The sequence below is a fragment of the Enterobacter sp. PL1 genome, assembly GCF_945957325.1.
Classification (GTDB): Bacteria; Pseudomonadota; Gammaproteobacteria; order Enterobacterales; family Enterobacteriaceae; genus Enterobacter; species Enterobacter roggenkampii.
In genome coordinates this window covers 13,156-34,871 of sequence record NZ_CAMFKT010000009.1, presented here as the reverse complement: position 1 = coordinate 34,871, position 21,716 = coordinate 13,156, and the positions used below count along the sequence as shown (strand labels likewise).

The window sequence follows — 21,716 nt, the reverse complement described above, 5'->3', positions numbered from 1 at the left end:
CCGCGAGGCTAGTATCCGACGTAGAACAGAGGAAGGGAGATAACCCTTGCCGAAATGCCTTCCATGGTAAAACGGGAGCACTCCGGCTCCCGTTAACACTTAATATTTATCGTATTTAATCGAACCAAATTTAGTATAGGCCTCAAAATTTGGTGATTCAATAGAAAATTGTTAGCAACCTAATCACTGAAATGTAACATGATTTCTGGCGCAATCAGGCATGCGAAGTTTCCACCTGCGCGCCGTTATCCTGCTCGCGCTGCGCGGACGCCTGCATGCGGTAACCCAATACCGCCAGCGCTACGGTGAACAGCATCACGCTGGTGGTGGTCAACAGCGGCGTGGCAATCAGCGCGGAGACCACCAGACTTGCGAGGAAGCACAGACCCAGCTGCAGGGTATTTTGCAGCGCGGCGGCGCGGCCTGTCGCCTGCGGGAACGGACGTAACGCTTGTGCCACCACGATCGGGTAAATCGCCCCGTTCGCCACGGCCATCACGCAGAAGGGGATCAAAATTTCAGCCAGACCCGCGCCCGGAATAAACCCGACGGCCCAGGTGCCGATGACGCTCAGGGCATACAGCACCAGCAGCCATGGCAGCATCTGCTGACCTTCCCATTTTTGCAGCGCCGCGCGGCAGCCGTACCCGCCCACCAGGAACGCGATGGTCTGCGGAACATAGCTCAGACCGATGGCCGCCGGGCTGTAGCCCATATCGTGCAGAATAAACGGCGAGCCGGTGAGCCACGCGAAGAAGCTGGCCGAACAGGCGGCATAAATCAGGACATTCCCTCGATACGCTTTGGCGCTCAGCAGGGAGGTGAAGGTAATCGGCGTCGCGTCGGCATGCGCCTCTTTTTTATGCGCGGGCTTAAGGGCAAACGCCGGCAGCATCAGCACCAGCGTGATGGCAAACAGCGTGGCAAAAATGGCCTGCCAGTCAAAGTGCGCGAGGATCCAGCTGCCCAGCAGCGGAGCCAGGGCAGGGGAGAGGCCCACCAGCGGCATAATGGTGGCGAAAATACGGTTTGTGCGGTTAGCCGGGTAGTAGTCGGTCACCAGCGCCTGCCAGGTCACCGCCGCAGCACAGACGCCCACGGCCTGAACGAAGCGCAGTACCAGCAGCCAGGTAGCATCGCGCACCCACAGCATCCCCAGGCAGCCCACGGCAAAAATGGCCAGACCCAGCAGCAGTACCGGTTTACGACCGAAGCGATCCGAGAGGGGGCCCCAGAGCAGTTGGGCGAAAGCAAAACCGGCAAGGAACAGGCTCAGGCTGGCGCTGATGGCCGCGGCAGGGGTTTGCAGGTCTTCCTGCATCGCGGCAAACGCGGGCAGGTACATGTCGGTGGCCAAAAAGCCCAGCACGCTTAAGCCGCCGAGCCAGACTAAAAATCCTTTCCTGGGTTGCATTCTTTTATTCTCCTGAGGAGGCAGGTGTACGTTGGCGCAGAGTGTAGGGAGTGCAAAGCGGCTTGTGAAACGCTAATATTTGGCGGGTGCATTCAAATTTTTTGCAGGCAGAAAATGTGGTCAGATTATTCTCTTGAAGTGGTCGATGCTGTTGCGCGTAACGGCAGCTTTAGCGGTGCAGCGCAGGAGTTGCACCGCGTCCCTTCGGCCATCAGCTACACGGTGCGTCAACTGGAGGAGTGGCTGGCGGTTCCGCTGTTTGAACGGCGGCATCGCGACGTGGAATTAACGCCCGCCGGAGCATGGTTTTTGAAAGAAGGGCGTTCTGTTATCAAAAAAATGCAGATCACCCGCGAACAGTGTCAGCAGATCGCCAACGGCTGGCGGGGGCATCTCGCCATCGCGGTAGATAACATCGTGAAGCCGGAACGCACCCGACAAATGATCGTGGATTTCTATCGTCATTTCTCTGACGTCGAGCTACGGGTCTCGCAGGAGGTGTTCAACGGCGTCTGGGATGCGCTGGCGGACGGCAGGGCGGAGATGGCGATTGGCGCGACGCAGGCGATCCCGGTCGGGGGACGTTACGCCTTTCGCGACATGGGGATGCTGAGCTGGAAATGCGTGGTGGCCAGCGATCATCCTCTGGCGGCGATGGAAGGTCCGCTGAGCGACGATACGCTGCGCAACTGGCCGTCGCTGGTGCTGGAGGATACGTCCCGTTCATTGCCCAAGCGTATCACCTGGCTTCTGGATAACCAGCGGCGGGTGGTGGCCCCTGACTGGGAATCATCGGCGACGTGCCTCAGCGCCGGGCTGTGCGTCGCGATGGTGCCCGCTCATTTTGCGCGTCCACGCATCGATACCGGAGAATGGGTTGAACTGACGCTGGAGAATCCGTTCCCGGACGCAGCCTGCTGCCTGACCTGGCAACAAAATGATGTCTCGCCCGCCATGGCCTGGCTGCTGGATTATCTGGGAGACAGCGAAACCCTAAACCGGGAATGGTTACGGGAGCCAGCGTAGCTGGCCCCGTCAAGGGATTAACGACGGTAGTCGCGGAACGGACCGTCCGCAACGGAACGGCGTTCAATCAGGCGCGGGTGAACTTCAATGGACTGCGACTCTTCGCGCTTGTTGACGATCCTGTCCAACAGCATATTGAAGGCCGTTTCGCCCAGCGAATCTTTTGGCTGGTGAATGGTTGTCAGCGCCGGGGTGAAGAAGCGCGCGTTGCGCACGTTGTCATACCCGATCACGGAAATATCCTGCGGTACGCGCAGACCCAGCTCATCGGCGGCGCAGAGTGCGCCCATGGCCATGATGTCACCGCCGCAGAAAACGGCGGTCGGGCGGTGCTGCTGGGAAACGATCTGCTGCATCGCGCGGTAGCCTGATTCCGGCTCAAAGTCGCCCTGCACGATCCAGTTTTCCGGCACGGTGATGAGCGCTTCTTCCATCGCTTTCATAAAACCGGCCAGACGGCCCGCGCCGGTGTTACGCTCCAGCGGACCGGGGATCACGCCAATCTCGCGGTGACCGCGTTCGATCAGGTAACGACCCGCCATGTAACCGCCTTCGAAGGCGTTGTCGATGACGGAGTCGGTGAAGTCCGCGCGCGCTTCACCCCAGTCCATGACCACCATGGGGATATGGCGATACTCTTCCAGCATCGACAGCACGGATTCCGGGTACTCGGAACACATGACCAGCAGGCCATCGACGCGCTTTTGCGCCATCATCGACAGGTAGGCGCGCTGTTTTTCTATGCTGTTCCACGCGTTGCCCAGAATCAGGGTATAGCCTTTCTGGAAGCAGTTCTTCTCTACCGCTTCTATGATCTCGGCAAAATAGGCCGCTTCACTGCTGGTCGCCAGCAATCCAATGGATTTGGTGTGATTAACCTTGAGGCTGCGCGCAACCGCACTTGGCGAATAGTGCAGCTCTTTGATTGCTGCCCAGACGGCGTTGCGCGTCTCTTCCGCCACAAAGCGGGTTTTGTTAATTACATGTGATACGGTTGTAGTGGAAACGTTTGCGCGTTTTGCTACGTCTTTAATTGTTGCCATTAAATGTCACTCCAGACCATATCCTAAACTCCTGAAAAACTTGAAGGTAAACGTTTGCCTTCTCTCACCCTTATCACGCAATCTTGAATTGCGGCACGCCGGGAAAACGACACGGGACGTCAGGAGGGGGTCAATGGCCGGTACGCTAATAAATTTAGCGTGGAATTTTGTCCTATCTTGATGAAAAGGGGAAGAGGTAAAGTGTTTATCAGCCTAAATCCAGGAAGATTTTTGACGTAAATTATGCAAAAATGAGCAGGCTCACTTTTCGTGGGGGGATTAAAAGGAGAAAAATTGATGAGTTCCGATCTGAAGTTTTCGCTGTTCACCACCGTGGTTGTGCTGGCTCTGATTGTCGCGGCGGGTCTGACGGCCGCGCTGCACTGATTTACGCGGAGGGAGAGCCTTCTCCCTCCCGCTCCCCCCGATTGTTACTCCTAAGGCAAAAATCTTTTGCCATTTTGTTAACTTCTCATTTTTTGTGATTGATGTCATGCTTTCCGCTTCTTTGTTCTGTGTCACCACATGACACGGCATCCGGAGTTGACGCATGAAAATCAATTTTCCCCTGCTGGCCCTGGCGATTGGCGCTTTTGGGATTGGCACCACTGAATTTTCCCCGATGGGGTTACTGCCCGTTATCGCCCGCGGCGTGGACGTCTCGATCCCTGTGGCCGGCATGTTAATCAGCGCCTACGCCATTGGCGTGATGGTGGGGGCGCCGCTGATGACGCTTCTTCTTTCACACCGCGCGCGCCGCAATGCGCTGATTTTCCTGATGGCGATTTTCACCCTCGGCAACGTGCTTTCGGCCATTTCGCCGGATTACACCACGTTGATGCTGTCGCGTATTCTGACCAGCCTTAACCACGGCGCGTTCTTTGGGCTGGGGTCGGTTGTGGCGGCAAGCGTGGTGCCGAAACACAAGCAGGCCAGCGCCGTAGCCACCATGTTTATGGGCCTGACCATCGCTAACATCGGCGGCGTTCCTGCGGCAACCTGGCTGGGCGAGGTCATTGGCTGGCGAATGTCCTTCCTGGCGACGGCCGGACTGGGCGTGGTCGCGATGGTGGCCTTGTTCTTCTCCCTGCCAAAGGGCAGCGCCGGAGAACGTCCGGAAGTGCGTAAGGAGCTGGCAGTGCTGATGCGCCCGCAGGTGCTCTCCGCGCTGCTGACCACCGTGCTGGGGGCAGGGGCGATGTTTACCCTCTACACCTATATTTCACCGGTGTTGCACGATATCACCCACGCAACGCCTCTCTTTGTGACCGCGATGCTGGTGCTGATTGGCGTGGGCTTCTCGATTGGCAACTATCTCGGCGGGAAATTTGCCGACCGTTCCGTGAGCGGAACGCTGAAGGGCTTCTTAACCCTGCTGATTGTTATCATGATCGCCATTCCGTGGCTGGCGCGTAACGAGTTTGGTGCCGCGATCGCAATGGTTGTCTGGGGGGCTGCAACGTTCGCGGTGGTGCCACCGCTGCAGATGCGCGTGATGCGCGTCGCGCATGAAGCACCGGGCCTCTCATCCTCGGTCAATATTGGCGCCTTTAACCTGGGCAATGCGCTCGGTGCGGCGGCCGGTGGGGCCGTGATTTCCGGTGGGATGGGATACAGTTTTGTGCCGGTGATGGGGGCGATTATTGCCGCGCTCGGTCTGCTGCTGGTGATGATGTCGGGTCGTAAACAGCCAGAAGCAGCCTGCGCTGCGGAATAAACCAAAAACGCAGAAGGGCGAGCCCTTCTGCGTGTCTCTTACGCGGCGAAGTTCTTCGCCACAAAGTCCCAGTTGACCAGTGCCCAGAAGTGCTCCAGGTAGTTAGGGCGCGCGTTACGGTAATCGATGTAGTAAGCGTGTTCCCATACGTCCACGGTCATCAGCGGCTTCGCGCTGGTGGTCAGCGGGGTGCCTGCGTTAGAGGTAGACACGATAGCCAGTTTGCCATCCGCCTCTTTGACCAGCCACGTCCAGCCTGAACCGAAGTTCTTGATGGCGGCATCGGTGAACTTCGCTTTGAATTCCGCGAAGCTGCCAAAGGCGGCGTTGATGGCGGTAGCCAGTTCACCGACAGGTTCGCCACCGGCGTTTGGCGCCAGGCAGTGCCAGTAGAAGGTGTGGTTCCACACCTGAGCGGCGTTGTTGAATACGCCACCCTCAGAACTGCGCACGATCTCTTCCAGCGTTTTGCCTTCAAAATCGGTGCCCTTGATCAGGTTATTCAGGTTGGTGACGTACGTCTGGTGATGCTTGCCGTAGTGATATTCCAGGGTTTCCGCAGAAATGTGCGGGGCCAGGGCGTCTTTTGCATACGGTAGTGCAGGTAATTCGAACGACATTGCTTCTCTCCTTATTGTATTTTGTGTTGTCAATAACCACACAGACAACAAGGACAGGATAGCAAATTGAAAGGGTATGCAAAAGAGGAACTTACCCTGCCACGGGTGTGGCAGGGCAGGGGTTAGCGAATGGTTTTCGGCGTCATCACGCGGCGTGCGCCGACGTAATGGCGTACCCAGTAGTCTTCACTGAGAGAGGTGATCTGAATATCCTGGCCGCTACGCGGTGACTGGATGAATTTTCCGTTGCCGACATAGACGCCAACGTGGTCAGCTGTCCCGCGACCCTGCGTGCGGAAGAAGACCAGATCGCCGTTCTCCAGCTCTCCACGGTTGACCGGGGACGCGTCGCGCAGGTGGTACATTTCGTTGGCGGTGCGCGGAATGCGGAACTTGACCAGATCTTTATAGGCGTAATAGACGAGGCCGCTGCAGTCAAAACCGGTACGCGGTGAAGTCCCGCCCCAGTGATACGGTTTGCCGATCTGCCCCATCAGCTTGTTCATTGCGGTTTTTTGCGCTTTCTGGACGCGTACTTTATGCACTTCCGCTATTTTGGTGACCTTGGTGCATTTCGCCTTATGGCCTTTACGCGCGATGCATTTTTCAGTCACGAGGTTAGCGGCGGTTTGCGAAGCTTTACTTTTGGCGGTGTGGGCAGTGCGGGAAGAGGTGGTTTTCGTCTTGCTGGAAGCGGTTTTTTTAGTCTGTGTGGTTGTCTTTTTCTTGTCGTTCTTAGCGGTGGTTTTTTTCTTACGTTCTGTGGCTTTCACCAGATGGTTTTTTTGTACAGCAGAATGCCGCGCCTGCTGAGAGGCGTTTGCCACTGGCGTGAAGGTGAGTGAAGTAAACAGTAAAGCACAGAGCGTGATCGAGATTTTATTTATCCGCGCCACTGGGCAGTCCCCTGATAAATGCAGGTCATCAATAATACCCGCGTGTGATTTACAAAGCCCGTCGATTCTAATCCATAAAAAGCCAGAAAGTTAATACCATTTTTCAATCTCTAATCCTGTTTCGTTAGCAAGTGCAAAAAAATTCATCGTTCTGTTGTACATTTGCCCATTCCCTAAGCAAAACCCTGGCCGCCGCAGGGGTAAACACCATTTGCAATGCAACTTTTCGTGACTCGGCGTAAAATGTCTATACGTGACAAAAATGTTATTTTCCGATGCCAGTCTGAACCGCTACAATGTCAGACGAATGCCGTAACAGAAGTTAAAGGAAGCAAGACATGAGCACCACTATTGAAAAAATCCAGCGCCAGATCGCTGAAAACCCGATTCTGCTGTATATGAAAGGTTCTCCAAAGCTGCCAAGCTGCGGCTTCTCCGCGCAAGCGGTTCAGGCGCTGTCTGCCTGTGGTGAGCGTTTTGCTTACGTTGATATCCTGCAGAACCCGGACATCCGCGCTGAGCTGCCGAAGTACGCGAACTGGCCGACGTTCCCACAGCTGTGGGTAGACGGTGAACTGGTTGGCGGTTGCGATATTCTGATTGAAATGTATCAGCGCGGCGAACTGCAGCAGCTGATCAAAGAAACCGCGGCGAAGTACAAAACGGAAGAGCCGGACGCAGAGTAACTTTCTGCGGAAATAAAAAAGCGACCTGCTATGTGGTCGCTTTTTTTTTGTCGGGTGGCGCTGTGCTTACCCGACCTACGATTGGCGCTCGGCCTCATCATCCATCGGCAGCGGCCAGCCGCCCAGACGCTTCCAGCGGTTGACGATCTCACAGAACAGCTCTGCGGTACGCTCCGTGTCATACAGCGCGGAGTGCGCCTGCGTGCCGTCGAACGGAATGCCAGCCGTAATACAGGCCTTTGATAACACCGTTTGTCCCAGCGCCAGGCCGCTCAGCGCGGCGGTATCGAAGGTCACAAACGGGTGGAAGGGGTTGCGCTTGAGCGCGGCCCGCTCGGCGGCGGCCATGGTAAAGCTGTGATCGAAGGTGGCGTTATGAGCCACCATAATGGCGCGGCTGCAGTTGTTCTCCTTCATGCCTTTGCGCACCATTTTAAAAATGGCGTGCAGCGCATCATATTCACTGACGGCACCGCGCAGCGGGTTATGCGGATCGATACCGTTAAACGCCAGCGCTTCCGGCTGTAAGTTTGCCCCTTCGAAAGGTTCAACGTGGAAATGCAGCGTGGTGTCCGGTGTAAGCCAGCCCTGTTCATCCATCTTCAGCGTGATGGCGGCAATTTCGAGCAGCGCATCGGTTTTAGCGTTAAATCCGGCTGTTTCTACATCAATGACAACGGGATAAAAACCACGAAAACGGTCGCACAGACCGCTAAATTGAGCGTTATCGGACATCAGGGTCTCTTACATGGGGAAAAAGCAGAGCGCATTATGGCAAATTTTGCGGGGTGATGCAGTAAAACTACGGGCGCACGTTGCGCCCTGAGGGATCAGTTGCCCAGACCGCGGCCGGCGTCTTTGGCTTCAATCAGCTCGATTTTGTAACCGTCCGGATCTTCCACAAACGCAATCACGGTGGTGCCGCCTTTTACCGGGCCCGCTTCGCGCGTAACGTTACCGCCATTTTTGCGAATGCGTTCGCACGCGTCGGCTGCGTTGTCTACTTCCAGCGCGATATGGCCGTAGGCCGTGCCCAGCTCATAGCTGTCAACGCCCCAGTTGTAGGTCAGCTCGATCACCGCTTCATCCGTTTCCGGGCCGTAACCCACGAACGCCAGCGAGTATTTGTATTCCGGGTTTTCGCTGGTGCGCAGCAGCTTCATGCCCAGGACGTTAGTGTAGAAATCGATTGAACGTTGCAGGTCGCCAACGCGCAGCATGGTGTGAAGTAGGCGCATAATTTCCTCATTAACCAATGGAATAAAAAAGCTTTTTGAACAGAAACGATGTTTTAGTATAGCGGCGAAGTGTCGCCGCTATCAATGAACAATGGCGAGATTACAGAGAAGGGTAGTCGGTGTAGCCTTCCGCGCCGCCGCCGTAGAAGCTTTCCGGACGCTGCGGGTTCAGCGCCGCTTTCTGCTGCAGACGGGCAACCAGATCCGGGTTGGCGATGTAGTCGCGGCCAAACGCGACGGCATCGATCAGCCCTTTATTGATCAGATCTTCGGCTTTCTCAGGCGTATAAGCACCTGCACCGATGATCACGCCGTGGAAGCGCTCGCGCACTTTCTGGCGGAAGGCTTCAGTGTAAGGCTTACCGCCAGCCCAGTCAGGCTCGGACATGTGCAGATAGGCAATACCGCGTTTGGCCAGCTCTTCAATCAGATAGAGCGCGTCCGCTTCCTCGTTCGGGCCGTTGTCGACGTTCTGGAAAGACCCGATTGGGGAGACGCGGATCCCGATACGGTCCGGGCTCCACTCCTTGCATACCGCATCCACCACTTCCAGCACCAGACGGGCGCGGTTTTCGACGCTGCCGCCGTACTGGTCGGTGCGGTGGTTTGACGACGGTGACAGGAACTGGTGCAGCAGATAGCCATGCGCGGAGTGCAGCTCAATCAGGTCAAAGCCGGCTTCACGGGCGTTGGCCACGGCCTGACGGAAGTCGTTAACAATCCCCGGGATTTCGTCCAGCTCCAGCGCGCGCGGCATAGAGGTATCCACGCGGATCGCATTGCCGTTTTCATCGCGCAGGGACGTACGGGTATTGGCGCTCAGGGCCGACGCGGAGACCGGTGCCTGACCGCCAGGCTGGATGCTGCTGTGAGAGATACGACCGGTGTGCCACAGCTGAACCGCAATGCGGCCCTCTTCAGCGTGAACGCCCGCGGTGATTTTCTGCCATGCCGCGATCTGCTCCGGGCTATGGAGGCCCGGCGCACCGGCGTAACCCTTCGCCTGAGCAGAGATCTGCGTGGCTTCCGTAATGATCAGGCCAGAGCTTGCGCGTTGACGGTAGTATTCGCCCATCAGCGGGGTTGGGATGTCACCCGGCTCAATGCTGCGCAGACGGGTCAGCGGAGCCATGAACACGCGGTTTGGCGCCGTGACGGCACCCACTTTCAATGGGGTAAACAGTTTTTCAGCTGACATAAAGACTCCTGAGTAGACCAGTCGACTAGTAATAAGGTAAATAAAAAGCGCCTGTTATACGCCAGGCGCAGTAATGCTGTTTTTCACATGTGCCAGCGCGCTTTCCAGCGGCACGGCACTGCGCGAAATTTTTGCCTGCAGATTGGCCCCTAACCACAGGGAATAGAGCACCTGAGACTGCATTAAGGGGTCGCCGGTAAAGGCCAGCGTTTTTTCGTCGCGGCCTTTTTCCAGCGCCTGGGCCAGCAAGGCGATCACGCCGCGGGCACCCTTATCCATCGCCGAGCGCATATCTTCGGAAAGATCGCACACCTCGGCAGACAGCTTGACCGTCAGGCATCCGCTGATAATGCCCTGCTGACAGAACTGGTTCAGCGTTTCCTGATAGTAGTTCAGAACACGATCCCGATAGTTTCCTTCACCCGACGCAAAGTGGGTCGCCAGACGCTGGTGGTAGCCCGCGTAATGACGCTCCAGCATTGCCACGCCAAAGGCTTCTTTGGACCGGAAGTAGTGATAAAACGACCCCTTCGGTACCTCAGCGGTTTTTAATAACTCGCTCAACCCCATACCGGTAAACCCGCGATGCATGCAAAGACGCTCGCCGGTTGCCAGGAGATGATCGCGGGTATCGTGTTCAGTATTTCTGCTCATGGCCGCACTCTAATAGACCGTTCGGTCTAATGCAAGCAAGTTTATTGCCGACATGCGCTCAGAATATCCAGCTGCTGTTGATAAACGCTTGATTTCACGTCCATCATACCCAGTACGGTCGAGAACAAATTGTCCTGGGAAACCGCATTTTTTGCAGCGTGGTCACGCAAACACTGTTCGTTGATGCCAAAGTTTTTCGCGTAATCCGGTGACAGCCAGAACATAAATGGAATATGCGTTTGCTGCTCCGGCGCCAGCATGTACGGCGTACCGTGCAGATAAATACCGCTTTCACCCAGTGACTCGCCGTGATCCGAGAGATAAATCAGCGCGGTGTTCATGCTCGCCTGACGGGCTTTCAGCGCATCAATGGTTTTGCTGACCATGCTGTCGGTATACAGGATGGTGTTGTCATAGGTATTCATCAGCGCCTGATGGTCGCAATCCTGAATTTCATTGGTGTCGCAGGTAGGGGTGAATTTCCGGAAATTGTCCGGGTAACGGCGATAGTATGCCGGTCCATGACTCCCCATCAGGTGGATAACCAGCACCGTGTCCTGCTTCAGACCATCCAGCACGTTGTCCAGACGGTAGAAATTCACATCATCAATGCAGGATTTGTCTTTGCAGAACTGATCCAGATTCCACTGCGTCATATCGGTATGCGGCACGCGATCGCAGGCGCCTTTACAGCCGCCGTCGTTGTCGCGCCACAGCAGGTTGATCCCCGCATGCTTCAGCACATCGAGCAGGCCTTCCTGATGGTGAGCCTGGTCGGCATCGTATTTGCTGCGCGTCATGCCCGAGAACATGCACGGTACGGAAACGGCGGTTTCGGTGCCGCATGAGGAGGCCTGCGGGAAGTTAATCACATCCTGATTTTTCAGCTCCGGGTTCGTTTCACGATCGTAACCATTCAGGGAGTAGTTCGCCGCGCGAGAGGCTTCCCCAACGACCAGCACCAGAACGGTTTTCTTTTGCTGGCCGGTAATCAACGGTCCTTTATGGGCATCTTCGCCAATCCGCACCAGCGTTTGATCGCCGGCAAACCAGCGCATTTTGGTGTACTTCACCACGGCGCTGACATAGTTGGCCGGGGTCACCATTTTGACGATGCTTTTGTTGTTGCGAAACAGCGACGCGTAATCTTTATAAAACAGCGCCGCAATCAGGATAATCACCAGCAGGGCACCGAGCATCGCGGCGACGCGCGTCAGCAGGGCATACCACCATTTCCCGGTACGAATGCGGGTCAACGCCAGCACCACGGAGGGAACGAGGCCTGCGATAACAATCCACAGAATCATCTGCGGGGTCACCAGGGCTGTCGCTTCCTGAGAGTTGGTTTCGAACACGTTCACAATCATGTTCTGATCGATCACCGCGCCGTAGGTGTACATAAAGTAGGTGGCCGCGGCGCATCCGACCTTTAAGACGATCAGCAGCGGCTTACGGATATAGGGGATATTCAGCAGGCTAAAGACAATCACCCAGCCGCAAAACAGCACCAGCGGTACGGACGCGGCAAAGAGGATGTCGTGCAGGTGCGCAGGGGCAATAATGGCCCAGCTGCGCTGGATAAACAGCCCATTAATCAACGTAAAAAAGAGTGCACAGCCCAGAGTAAATTTAATGTCGTTACATTGTAACTTTTTGATTAACCACATCGATCGGTAAACCTGTCATTGTCATGATGGGCCGAGTATAAAGAAGGAAGATTAGTGAAACCTTAATGCCACAAATCTGTGGTATAGGCCTTGCACGAGGCGCGTTTAGCGTCTTCACTGTAGGTGAGAGTGGTTATCCGGAGGTGAGTGTGGCAGAGCAGCTGGAGTTTTTCCCCATCCAGAGCCCGTGCCGGGGGATTTGTCAGGTGGATGAACGCGGATATTGCCGCGGGTGCATGCGTACTCGCGACGAGCGTTTTAACTGGCAAAACTTTAGCGACACGCAAAAGCAGGAGGTGTTACGCCTCTGCCGTCAGCGTCTTCTGCGCAAAATACGCGCAAACAAAGCCGGTGAGACCGAAGAACCCCAGCAACCTTCACTTTTTTAACACGGTAATTGCGTATACTCATGACATCACGTCCTTGAGGAAAATGTTATGGTTCAGCGAATTACCCTTGCCCCCCAGGGGCCAGAATTCTCCCGTTTTGTGATGGGCTACTGGCGCCTGATGGACTGGAATATGTCCCCCCTCCAGCTGGCGAGCTTTATTGAAGAGCATATCGATCTGGGCGTTACCACGGTCGACCATGCGGATATTTACGGTGGCTATCAGTGTGAAGCCGCATTCGGCGAGGCGCTCAAGCTGGTTCCCGCACTCCGCGACCGCATGGAGATCGTCACGAAGTGCGGGATTGCCACCACGGCAAAACCGGAACACGCCCTTGGGCATTACATCACCGACAGCGCGCATATCATCAAGAGCGCTGAGCAGTCGCTGGTCAATCTGGCGACCGACCGTATCGACCTGTTGTTAATCCATCGTCCGGACCCGCTCATGGATGCCGATGAGGTGGCAGAAGCCTTCCTGAACCTGCATCAGAGCGGCAAAGTGCGTCACTTTGGCGTTTCCAACTTTACCCCGGCGCAGTTTGCACTGCTTCAGTCTCGTCTGCCGTTTACCCTGGCCACCAACCAGGTGGAGATCTCCCCGGTACACCAGCCGCTGCTGCTGGACGGTACGCTCGACCAGCTGCAGCAGCTGCGTATTCGCCCGATGGCCTGGTCGTGCCTGGGAGGCGGACGCCTGTTCAATGATGATGAATTCCAGCCGCTGCGCAACGAGCTGGACACCATCGCCCGCGAGCTGAACGCGGAGAGCATCGAACAGGTGGTTTACGCCTGGATCCTGCGTCTGCCGTCAAAACCGCTGCCGATTATTGGTTCTGGCAAAATTGAACGCGTGCGTTCTGCACTGGCCGCTGAAGAGCTGCAGATGACCCGCCAGCAGTGGTTCCGCATCCGCAAGGCTGCGCTGGGTTACGACGTGCCATAAACCGCCAGAAGATGACTTTCGGTGAAATCTTTGCCCCTGGTATACACTTAAGGGGCAAAAAATAACCAGCGGAGGTCATATGAAGCGTTTTGCTCTGGCAATGGTCGCGCTGGTTGTTTGCGCAGGGGCGCAGGCAGCCAGCGACGAAGTGGAAATGAATCTCGTCACCTCTCAGGGTGTGGGTCAGTCCATCGGAACAGTGAAAATCACGGAAACCGATAAAGGACTGGAATTCGCCCCGAATCTTAAAGCACTCCCTCCCGGTGAGCATGGTTTTCATGTTCACGCCAAAGGAAGCTGTCAGCCCGCGTTAAAAGAGGGGAAACCGTCGGCTGCGGAAGCGGCAGGCGGTCACCTTGACCCGCAGCACTCCGGCAAGCATGAGGGCCCCGAAGGCATGGGACATCTGGGCGATCTGCCCGTGCTGGTGGTCAATAACGACGGTAAAGCCACCGATCCCGTTGTCGCGCCGCGTCTGAAAAAGCTGGATGAGGTGAAAGGCAAAGCGCTGATGATCCACGTCGGCGGCGACAATATGTCCGATCAGCCTAAACCGCTTGGCGGCGGCGGGGCGCGTTATGCCTGCGGCGTGATCTGATCCCCAATCGTACCCGGCGGTGGTGCCTGTTCCAGCTGCGACAGCGAGCAGTGTAGCCGCCAGATTATCGAGGCCAAATCGCGGGCGGCGGGGAGATGATGTCGTGCAAGCGTATCGCAGATCCGCTGCAGTTCATTCAGCGTGGCTTCCAGCGGCCGCTGCTGGACCCCGCGTTCGCTCATGACATCGCGCAGCAGGGAGATGCAAACGTCACGCACCTGCGACAGCGGGTCGGAACGCGTTTCCCACCCGCGAAGCTGCCAGACCACGTGCGAGCAGTTCAGCAGCACCACGCCCCAGCGCAGCAGCCAGCGCCGGGAAAGCGCGTCCTGGCTGTTATTGAGCTGGCTGACGTGATGATAAACCAGCGATTCATATTCACTCTCACGAAGATGCGGTTTGCGGCTGAGCTGATCGACAAACCCCCGGCGTAACTCCCGGATATGCCTGCGGCTTTTGCGGGCATCGGAGCCGGGACGCAGCACCGCGAAGGCCAGCCACGCCAGCCCCACGCCGAGGATCTTTGCGAGGTTGTCATTGAGAAAATCGGCGTAATCGTACACCGGTGGATTCGTCACGGAGATAAACGAGCCCATAAAGACAATCAGCTGTCCCCACAGTCCCGCCAGCTTCGGCATCTGCAGCTTGAGTAGCTGCATGGTGGTCAACAGCGGAAAGAGGAACAGCAGGAACTGCCAGAGATCGCTTATCTGCACCATCAGGCCAAACTTCACCACAAAACTGAACAGCGACAGCAGCACCAGGGTGCGCAGCAGGAGCGTCAGCGAGTTAAACGGCGAGGCCGCGACGGAGTAAAGCACGCAGCTGATGGCGGCGAGCGTCAGGGCCGCCGTACCGGACTCCCACTGCGTGGTGATACTCCACGCGCCCACCAGCATCAGCGCGCAAAAGGTGCGAAAACCGCTCCACAGCGCCTCCAGGTAGTCAGTATGGCGGGCGAGAGCCGGGCTCCCGGGAACGTTGAACTCCGTGACCGGCGTGGCGTTCTCTACCGCGTTAATCCAGCGGCTGCTGCGCAGGTAGAGTCGGCAAAAGTAATTCAGACGCTGCCAGAAGGCGCGATGGCGATAATCATATTCATCCACCGGGGCGAGCGGGGCGATTATTCGCGCGACCGTGTAGATGTCTGCATCCGGGCGCGCAAGGGTTGCGAGCAGCGTTTCAATCACCGCGCGCGTGTTTTCCGGCGGCGTTGGCCAGTTGAGCAGCATCCGGCGCAGGCTGGAGATGGCGCTGGTCATGCGCAGCTGCTGGTGCAGCAAATAGTTAAGCAGGGTATTCTGACGGCGAAAGCGGTAGTGGCTCCAGAACGCCTGAATACGCAGCAGATTCATTGTCAGGATCTGTCCTATCACCTTTTCATGGGCGAGACGGATCTCATCGCTGGTATCCGGTTGCCACAGCAGGCTCGCGTGTTCAAGCAACCGGGTGTGCATGGTTTTAAGGGCGGTGATGAGTGCGGTGCCGTCGGAAGTGCTGGGGAGGATCATCATCATAAATCCGCCGCAGAGGATCCCGACAATCACTTCGCAGACGCGCGCCTGTGCAATATCCCACAGCTCGGTGGTATCGAGCACATTCACCACCGGGAAGGCAATAATGGCGGCGGTATAGCCCGCCAGCTGGAAAGCGTAGGCGACGTTGTTGGTGAAATGGGCGCAGGCCCAGGTACAGCATCCCAGCCATGCCGCCATGCTCAGCAGGAACAGCCATGGGTCGTTCAGAGTGTGGCCGGCGATAATTAACGCCGCCGTGGCACCCAGCAGGCTGCCGGCGATACGCCCAAGGCTTTTACTGATCACCCCACCAACGGTGGGAAAACTCACCACTGCGGCAGAGGTCATCGCCCAGTACGGCTCATCCAGGTTCAGGTAATAGGCGACGGTCAGCGCCAGACACATGGCAATGCCGTTACGCAGCGCGTAGCGCCACTGAGGACGCGTCGCTTTCATCCACGGCGAGTTTTGCCAGGAGAGTGCCTGCAGTTTCATTAAGGGGTTCCGATGGAGACAGTGCAGGTGGTGCCGGATACCAGCGTGATGCCCTGCGGTAAATGGTCAAACTCCACGCGAACAGGCACGCGTTGAGCGAGACGCACCCAGGGGACGTTCGGCTTGATATCCGGCACCAGGCCGGAATCTGTTTCAACGCTTTGATCGTAAATGGCGCGACCAATGCTGGAGACGTGACCCTGTAACCTTTGCGAGCCGCTGTACAGCGTAATCGCAGCTGGCGATCCCTCGCGAATATGCCGAAGCTTGGTCTCTTCGAAGTAGCCCACTACGTAGAAGGAGTGGCTGTCGACCAGGGCGAAAACGGGCTGTCCCGTGGTGGCATAGTTACCCACGCGGGCGGAAAGGTTGGTCACCCATCCATCGACAGGGGCGGTAATCACGGTTTGGGTTAGCTCCCACTGCGCCTGCTTCAGCGTCGCCTCAGCCACGTTGACGCTCGCCTGCATCGCCTTAACGTTGAGGTTGGCGGTGTCTAAATCTTCCGCGGAGATGTAGTTTTGCGACAGGTGACGGCGGCGGTTGGCCTCGTTGTTGGCCTTTGCCAGATCAGACTGGGCTTTTGCCAGCTGCGCCTGGGCATTCAGAATCGCGATATGGTACGGCGTGTCGTCGATTCGGAATAAAACCTCTCCCTTTTTAACGTACTGGTTATCCTTAACCAGCAGCGACGTAATGCTTCCCGATACCTGCGGGGTAATGCTGACCTGCTCAGCGCGAATCTTACCGTCACGCGTCCAGGGAGACTGCATGTAATAATTCCAGAGCCACCATCCGGCGACCAGCGCAAGGACCAGAACAAACAGGGTGGAAAAGTACTTCAGCGTTTTCAGGGGCATAGTCACCACACGATCAGAACAGCAAGGCCCAGGCATACACAGAGGGCAAACAGGGAAAGATCCATCAGCATGGGATGCCAGATTTCGCCGGAATACATCCAGTCGCGAAGCAGGCGATGCGCGATGAGCCAGAGAATAAAGCCCACCAGCACGGCCTTAAACAGAGGGGGAAAGTAGACTGACGCACCGAAGATCAGGTCCTGGAGGGGTAAACCCTCTGAGCGATGAAAAAAGGTCACGAGCAGAGATCCTTTGCAGTGAACAGAATGCCGTGTTGGCTTGTCTGAGTATGAAGAAGCATCACAATTCAGTGTAAGTCATACTTTTGAGTTAGATGAATGCAGTATTGCATTTGTTTTGCCATTACAAATGCTGCACACTATTCTAAAATCAGTATAATAACTTAGCAAGCTAATTATAAGGAGATGAAATTGGAATCGCCATTAGGTTCTGATCTGGCAAGGTTGGTACGCGTCTGGCGTGCTCTGATTGACCATCGCCTGAAACCTCTGGAATTGACGCAGACGCATTGGGTCACGCTGCACAACATTCATCAGCTGCCGCCCGACCAGTCGCAAATTCAACTGGCAAAAGCGATAGGCATTGAGCAACCGTCACTGGTGCGCACGCTTGACCAGCTGGAAGAAAAGGGGCTGATCTCCCGACAAACCTGCGCCAGCGATCGTCGCGCCAAGCGGATAAAACTCACTGAGAAAGCGGCGCCTATCATTACTGAAATGGAAGCTGTGATTACCAAAACGCGCGGTGAAATCCTTTCAGGCGTTTCACCGGCGGAGCTGGAAATGCTCATTAGCCTCATTGCTCGCCTTGAGCAAAACATCCATGAGCTACAGTCTCGCGACTGATAAACACTAAGGCCTTGCAGCAGCAAGGCCTTTTATTACTTAAAGACCACCACTCGATTACGGCCTGTCTCCTTCGCTTCATACATCGCCTTGTCGGCACTCTCCACGCACGCTTCTGCGGTCATGGTCGATGACGTCGCCGTAAATACTCCCATGCTGATGGTAATCGGCTCAGGTAGCTGCCCTCCGCTGCTGGTTTTATCAAAGCTGCTTAGCTTCAACCGAATACGTTCCGCCACCTGGTGGGCTGCATCTGAAGAGGTGTTGGCCAGCATCAGCACAAACTCCTCACCGCCGATTCGAGCCGCGATGTCCTGCGGGCGTACGGAATCCATCAGCAGATTGGCGACAAACTGTAAGACTTTGTCTCCCTGAAGGTGGCCATAGTTATCGTTGATACGCTTGAAGCGGTCGAGATCGCTGACGATAACCGAAACTGGGCGGCTGGGTTTCGCCATGTCCAGCGCCTGGTTTAACGATTCATAAAAATAGCTGCGGTTATACAGGCGCGTAAGCGGATCGCGAATCGAATTTTGATATGACTGCTGATATTTTAAATGGGAATCACGGTACAGCATGAAGACGTCGTAGAGCAGTACAAAAATAATCATCAGCGTAGCGACGGTTTCAAATAGCCGGGCGCGATACCACGATATATCTTCAGCATGTCCGCCTACTAACAGCATGGCGAGCGTGACGATATAGCAAACGCACAGGAAATTTCCGCCTACCCAGAATAAATTGCGCACGCGCGTGACAAACATCAGCGTTACTAATGAAACCACCCAGAAGACAATTAAAGAAATATTTATGCATTGGCTCCAGAGCACCATAAACTGACGGGTTTCGTTATCAACCAGGTCAATGGATAACAAGGGCGAGTGACTGGAATATATCCAGGCCAGTCCCACAACACAGGCGGTAAAGAGAAACGCCCCGCTCACAATTGAGATATGCGCCAACCGTGAAAAGGGGTAATCGCGCGTAGGATAGAGTATTGCCGCAACGATGAACAACACCGCCATTAAAAAGTGGCGGAACATAAAGTAGATCATCGCATCGTTGTAGTTCACGACGTTGAACTGATAGAGGTTCAGCCACGCTGGAAAGCTGGACAGCGTTCCGACCATCAACAGTGCCGAACCGGCAAAGGCAAAGGCGATCGCAATCAGATAGAGCCGCCGCTTATCACACCAGTATTTCATTGCCATAAAGCAGGCAATAAACAGGTGAAACACGAGTAAAAAAATGGTGAGCGTAGGGAACAAAAGAGGCGAGAAGGAGGGAACCCATTCAACCACTTTTGAAAAGAGAGCTTGTAATATTCCGATGACGACAAGGCAACCGAAACAGAACGAGATATAACGACCTTTTAGACAACGACTATTCGCAAGCATATAAGTTTTTACAAAATGAGAAATAAATTATGAAGAGGTAATTGCGAAGAGTCTAAGCAAGTAATGCAATAAATACTTTGCGCGGAGACAATATACGATGAGATTAAATATTTGTGGGGCGAATATATTTTGTAAAAATATTCGTATAAGTGATGTATATTGTAAATGGATGTGGCCCAATGGCCACATCCATTTTTAATTAACGTGGAGAAACGGTCACCTGGCTTCCGTTGCTTGCCAGCACAACGCGCTGACCTGCGGAGAAGCGGGTGCTGCCTTGTTTCTGAACAACCATAATGGTGCTGCCGTCGTCTTTACGAATTTCCAGCTCGACGCCCTGGGTTTTGTTCATCGCACCCTGAACACCCTGGCCTGCTACACCACCGGCCACTGCGCCTGCGGCTGTTGCCAGAGAACGGCCCGTACCGCCGCCGACGGTATTACCCAGGAAACCACCCAGAACGGCACCGCCGATGGCGCCCATCACGTTGTTTTCATCACCACCCTGAATCTGTACAGGGCGTGCGTTAACAACGGTACCGTAAGTCACGTTCTGAACCTGTTTCGCTTCAGAAGCGCTATAAACGTCGCCAGAAAGTGAACTGTCATTCACACAGCCAGCCAGAGTTAAACCAATCAGCGAAACGCCCAGTACACGTAAAATCATTTGAATCTCCTGTTCACCAAAAACGCCCGATGGGGGGCATCCGTTATGGCTAAATTATATGGCATAAAGGGCCATCGTTCATATCTTTGCACTAACAATAGGAAAATTGTACTTGAATTTGACTTAACGAGACATAAACAGGATCCGCCCACGCTACCCGTCTGACATTGTTAAAAAATATTATTGTCGGATGGCAAAGCGACGCCGTTTATGGTTGAGTGGATATCCTTAGCCCACGCAACGTAAGGAAAGCGCATGAAATCGGGTCGCTACATTGGTGTGATGTCAGGCACCAGTCTGGATGGGGTAGATGTCGTTCTGGCTGCCATTGATGAGAACATGGTGGCGCAGCAGGCGAGCCTGACCTGGCCAATCCCCATTTCACTGAAAGAGGATATTCTCAGTATCTGTCAGGGGCAGCTGCTGACCCTTTCGCAGCTTGGACAGCTGGATGTCCGCCTGGGGGCGCTGTTTGCGGATGCGGTGCAGGCTTTGATGCAAAAAGAACATCTTCGTCCGCAGGATGTGGTGGCCATCGGGTGTCACGGACAAACCGTCTGGCATGAACCCATCGGCGATGCCCCGCACACCCTGCAAATCGGCGATAACAACCAGATTGTGGCGAAAACGGGCGTCACGGTGGTCGGCGATTTCCGTCGTCGCGATATTGCTCTTGGCGGACAGGGCGCACCGCTGGTGCCCGCGTTTCATCAGGCGCTGCTGGCGCACCCTTCAGAACGGCGTATGGTGCTCAACATTGGTGGGATCGCCAATCTGTCGATGCTTATTCCGGGGCAGCCGGTCCGCGGCTACGATACCGGCCCGGGCAATATGTTAATGGATGCCTGGATCTGGCGTCAGTGCGGTCAACCGTATGATAAAAACGCGGAGTGGGCGAGTGAGGGTAAGGTGATTCTCCCGCTGCTGCAGTCCATGCTGAGCGATCCTTATTTTGCCTTACCGGCACCGAAAAGCACGGGGCGTGAATACTTCAACTTTGGCTGGCTTGAGCGCCAGCTGGCGTCATTCCCGGCGCTCGCGCCGCAGGATGTTCAGGCGACGCTTGCCGAGCTTACGGCCGTGTCGATTTCTGAACAGGTGCTGCTTAGCGGCGGATGTGAACGCCTGCTGGTGTGCGGCGGGGGAAGCCGTAACCCGCTGGTGATGGCGCGTCTTGCCGGGCTGCTGCCGGGTACCGAAGTGTCGACGACCGATGAGGCCGGCATCAGCGGGGATGATATGGAGGCGCTGGCCTTTGCCTGGCTTGCCTGGCGCACCGTTGCCGGGCTGCCGGGCAATTTACCGTCGGTCACCGGCGCGCGCGAGGCGAGCGTTCTTGGGGCGATTTTCCCGGCAAATCCGCGTCATAATCAGAGTTAACTGAAATTCAGCGCGGCGCGTCGTCGTTAGAATGGAACGAAACAGGGGGGCAGCCATGCCCTCCAGGACCAGGATAGTCTTCGGAATATGCCCATGAAAAAACTTCTTCTTATTGCCGCCCCTTTGCTGCTGTCAGGATGCAGCGTCTACAACCAGCTCGTTGAGCGCATGCAGACCGATACCCTGGAGTATCGCTGCGACGAAAAACCGCTGACCGTGAAGCTGAACAATCCGCGCCAGGAAGCCAGTTTTGTTTACGACAATAAATTGCTGACGCTGAAGCAGGGCATTTCGGCCTCGGGCGCACGCTACACCGACGGTATCTATGTCTTCTGGTCGAAAGGCGACAGCGCCACGGTCTACAAACGCGACCGTATTGTGCTGAACAATTGCCAGCTCGAAAATCCGAAGCGTTGAGATTTTTACAGGGGCGGCGCACAATA

At 55.7% G+C, this 21,716-nt stretch carries 24 protein-coding genes; 10 read left to right on the top strand and 14 right to left on the bottom strand.

Annotated features, from left to right (window positions below):
- Positions 1 to 214: 214 nt before the first annotated feature.
- Entirely contained in the window at positions 215 to 1,414 is a 1,200-nt protein-coding gene (gene punC, locus N6P30_RS10185; RefSeq protein WP_023292636.1) for a purine nucleoside transporter PunC, read from the bottom strand.
- A 114-nt stretch (positions 1,415 to 1,528) separates the two neighbouring features.
- Between punC and punR the strand changes: the two genes are divergently transcribed.
- The gene (punR, locus tag N6P30_RS10180; protein ID WP_008500598.1) at positions 1,529 to 2,440 is read left to right on the top strand and encodes a DNA-binding transcriptional activator PunR; all 912 of its coding nucleotides are present in this window, start codon (positions 1,529 to 1,531) and stop codon (positions 2,438 to 2,440) included.
- Positions 2,441 to 2,457: 17 nt separating this feature from the next.
- Here the strand turns inward: punR and purR are convergent, their stop codons facing one another.
- Entirely contained in the window at positions 2,458 to 3,483 is a 1,026-nt protein-coding gene (gene purR / locus N6P30_RS10175) for an HTH-type transcriptional repressor PurR (protein WP_014883552.1), read from the bottom strand.
- Between the two features lie 297 nt (positions 3,484 to 3,780).
- Here purR and N6P30_RS10170 point away from each other — a divergent pair, with 297 nt between their 5' ends.
- Together N6P30_RS10170 and N6P30_RS10165 are read left to right on the top strand one after the other, a co-directional pair.
- A complete protein-coding gene (locus N6P30_RS10170) occupies positions 3,781 to 3,870 on the top strand; it encodes a YnhF family membrane protein (protein ID WP_008500596.1) in 90 nt (29 codons plus the stop codon).
- 163 nt (positions 3,871 to 4,033) lie between these two features.
- On the top strand, positions 4,034 to 5,200 hold the full coding sequence (locus N6P30_RS10165; RefSeq protein WP_023292634.1) for an MFS transporter: 1,167 nt from the start codon (positions 4,034 to 4,036) through the stop codon (positions 5,198 to 5,200).
- A gap of 38 nt (positions 5,201 to 5,238) precedes the next feature.
- On the opposite strand, the gene sodB is transcribed toward N6P30_RS10165, so the two are convergent.
- Together sodB and N6P30_RS10155 are read right to left on the bottom strand one after the other, a co-directional pair.
- Entirely contained in the window at positions 5,239 to 5,820 is a 582-nt protein-coding gene (gene sodB, locus N6P30_RS10160; RefSeq protein WP_023292633.1) for a superoxide dismutase [Fe], read from the bottom strand.
- A gap of 122 nt (positions 5,821 to 5,942) precedes the next feature.
- A complete protein-coding gene (locus N6P30_RS10155; RefSeq protein WP_021241128.1) occupies positions 5,943 to 6,716 on the bottom strand; it encodes a C40 family peptidase in 774 nt (257 codons plus the stop codon).
- A 338-nt stretch (positions 6,717 to 7,054) separates the two neighbouring features.
- Here N6P30_RS10155 and grxD point away from each other — a divergent pair, with 338 nt between their 5' ends.
- The gene (gene grxD / locus N6P30_RS10150; RefSeq protein ID WP_003832760.1) at positions 7,055 to 7,402 is read left to right on the top strand and encodes a monothiol glutaredoxin 4; all 348 of its coding nucleotides are present in this window, start codon (positions 7,055 to 7,057) and stop codon (positions 7,400 to 7,402) included.
- A 75-nt stretch (positions 7,403 to 7,477) separates the two neighbouring features.
- On the opposite strand, the gene rnt is transcribed toward grxD, so the two are convergent.
- The 5 genes from rnt to eptA form a co-directional block, all read right to left on the bottom strand.
- Complete coding sequence (gene rnt, locus N6P30_RS10145) at positions 7,478 to 8,137, bottom strand: ribonuclease T (protein ID WP_023292632.1); 660 nt, start codon at positions 8,135 to 8,137, stop codon at positions 7,478 to 7,480.
- A 95-nt stretch (positions 8,138 to 8,232) separates the two neighbouring features.
- Entirely contained in the window at positions 8,233 to 8,640 is a 408-nt protein-coding gene (gene gloA, locus N6P30_RS10140) for a lactoylglutathione lyase (protein WP_008500591.1), read from the bottom strand.
- 100 nt (positions 8,641 to 8,740) lie between these two features.
- Entirely contained in the window at positions 8,741 to 9,838 is a 1,098-nt protein-coding gene (locus N6P30_RS10135; RefSeq protein WP_023292631.1) for an alkene reductase, read from the bottom strand.
- Between the two features lie 54 nt (positions 9,839 to 9,892).
- A complete protein-coding gene (locus N6P30_RS10130; RefSeq protein ID WP_023292630.1) occupies positions 9,893 to 10,492 on the bottom strand; it encodes a TetR/AcrR family transcriptional regulator in 600 nt (199 codons plus the stop codon).
- Positions 10,493 to 10,533: 41 nt separating this feature from the next.
- Positions 10,534 to 12,159 carry a phosphoethanolamine transferase EptA gene (gene eptA, locus N6P30_RS10125; RefSeq protein ID WP_260629943.1) on the bottom strand — a complete coding sequence of 542 codons (1,626 nt, stop codon included), beginning with the start codon at positions 12,157 to 12,159 and terminating at the stop codon, positions 10,534 to 10,536.
- A 149-nt stretch (positions 12,160 to 12,308) separates the two neighbouring features.
- Between eptA and N6P30_RS10120 the strand changes: the two genes are divergently transcribed.
- From N6P30_RS10120 to sodC, 3 genes are all read left to right on the top strand, one after another.
- Positions 12,309 to 12,548 carry a DUF1289 domain-containing protein gene (locus N6P30_RS10120; protein ID WP_008500587.1) on the top strand — a complete coding sequence of 80 codons (240 nt, stop codon included), beginning with the start codon at positions 12,309 to 12,311 and terminating at the stop codon, positions 12,546 to 12,548.
- Between the two features lie 48 nt (positions 12,549 to 12,596).
- Entirely contained in the window at positions 12,597 to 13,493 is an 897-nt protein-coding gene (locus N6P30_RS10115) for an aldo/keto reductase family oxidoreductase (protein ID WP_021241132.1), read from the top strand.
- Positions 13,494 to 13,572: 79 nt separating this feature from the next.
- Positions 13,573 to 14,091, top strand: a complete 519-nt coding sequence (gene sodC, locus N6P30_RS10110) for a superoxide dismutase [Cu-Zn] SodC (protein WP_008500584.1) — start codon at positions 13,573 to 13,575, stop codon at positions 14,089 to 14,091.
- Here the strand turns inward: sodC and N6P30_RS10105 are convergent.
- Genes N6P30_RS10105 through N6P30_RS10095 form a run of 3 tightly spaced genes read right to left on the bottom strand, consistent with a single transcriptional unit; the run spans position 14,070 to position 17,202 of the window.
- Positions 14,070 to 16,103: an FUSC family protein gene (locus N6P30_RS10105; protein WP_023292628.1), complete on the bottom strand. Its 2,034-nt coding sequence runs from the start codon at positions 16,101 to 16,103 to the stop codon at positions 14,070 to 14,072. The genes sodC and N6P30_RS10105 overlap by 22 nt on opposite strands.
- Positions 16,103 to 16,963, bottom strand: coding sequence for an HlyD family secretion protein (locus tag N6P30_RS10100; RefSeq protein WP_023292627.1), 861 nt, complete (start codon positions 16,961 to 16,963; stop codon positions 16,103 to 16,105). The genes N6P30_RS10105 and N6P30_RS10100 overlap by 1 nt, the downstream gene beginning before the upstream one ends.
- Before the next feature lie 2 nt (positions 16,964 to 16,965).
- Positions 16,966 to 17,202: a DUF1656 domain-containing protein gene (locus N6P30_RS10095; protein WP_008500581.1), complete on the bottom strand. Its 237-nt coding sequence runs from the start codon at positions 17,200 to 17,202 to the stop codon at positions 16,966 to 16,968.
- A gap of 186 nt (positions 17,203 to 17,388) precedes the next feature.
- Here N6P30_RS10095 and slyA point away from each other — a divergent pair, with 186 nt between their 5' ends.
- Positions 17,389 to 17,829: a transcriptional regulator SlyA gene (gene slyA / locus N6P30_RS10090; RefSeq protein WP_021241135.1), complete on the top strand. Its 441-nt coding sequence runs from the start codon at positions 17,389 to 17,391 to the stop codon at positions 17,827 to 17,829.
- A gap of 35 nt (positions 17,830 to 17,864) precedes the next feature.
- Here the strand turns inward: slyA and N6P30_RS10085 are convergent, their stop codons facing one another.
- On the bottom strand, positions 17,865 to 19,226 hold the full coding sequence (locus tag N6P30_RS10085; RefSeq protein ID WP_023292626.1) for a GGDEF domain-containing protein: 1,362 nt from the start codon (positions 19,224 to 19,226) through the stop codon (positions 17,865 to 17,867).
- A gap of 199 nt (positions 19,227 to 19,425) precedes the next feature.
- Positions 19,426 to 19,893 (bottom strand): outer membrane lipoprotein SlyB, encoded by a 468-nt coding sequence (slyB, locus tag N6P30_RS10080; RefSeq protein WP_008500578.1) that lies wholly within the window; start codon positions 19,891 to 19,893, stop codon positions 19,426 to 19,428.
- 255 nt (positions 19,894 to 20,148) lie between these two features.
- Here slyB and anmK point away from each other — a divergent pair, with 255 nt between their 5' ends.
- Together anmK and mliC are read left to right on the top strand one after the other, a co-directional pair.
- On the top strand, positions 20,149 to 21,273 hold the full coding sequence (gene anmK, locus N6P30_RS10075; protein WP_023292625.1) for an anhydro-N-acetylmuramic acid kinase: 1,125 nt from the start codon (positions 20,149 to 20,151) through the stop codon (positions 21,271 to 21,273).
- A gap of 87 nt (positions 21,274 to 21,360) precedes the next feature.
- The gene (mliC, locus tag N6P30_RS10070) at positions 21,361 to 21,690 is read left to right on the top strand and encodes a C-type lysozyme inhibitor (RefSeq protein WP_085930290.1); all 330 of its coding nucleotides are present in this window, start codon (positions 21,361 to 21,363) and stop codon (positions 21,688 to 21,690) included.
- The last annotated feature ends 26 nt before the right edge of the window (positions 21,691 to 21,716 follow it).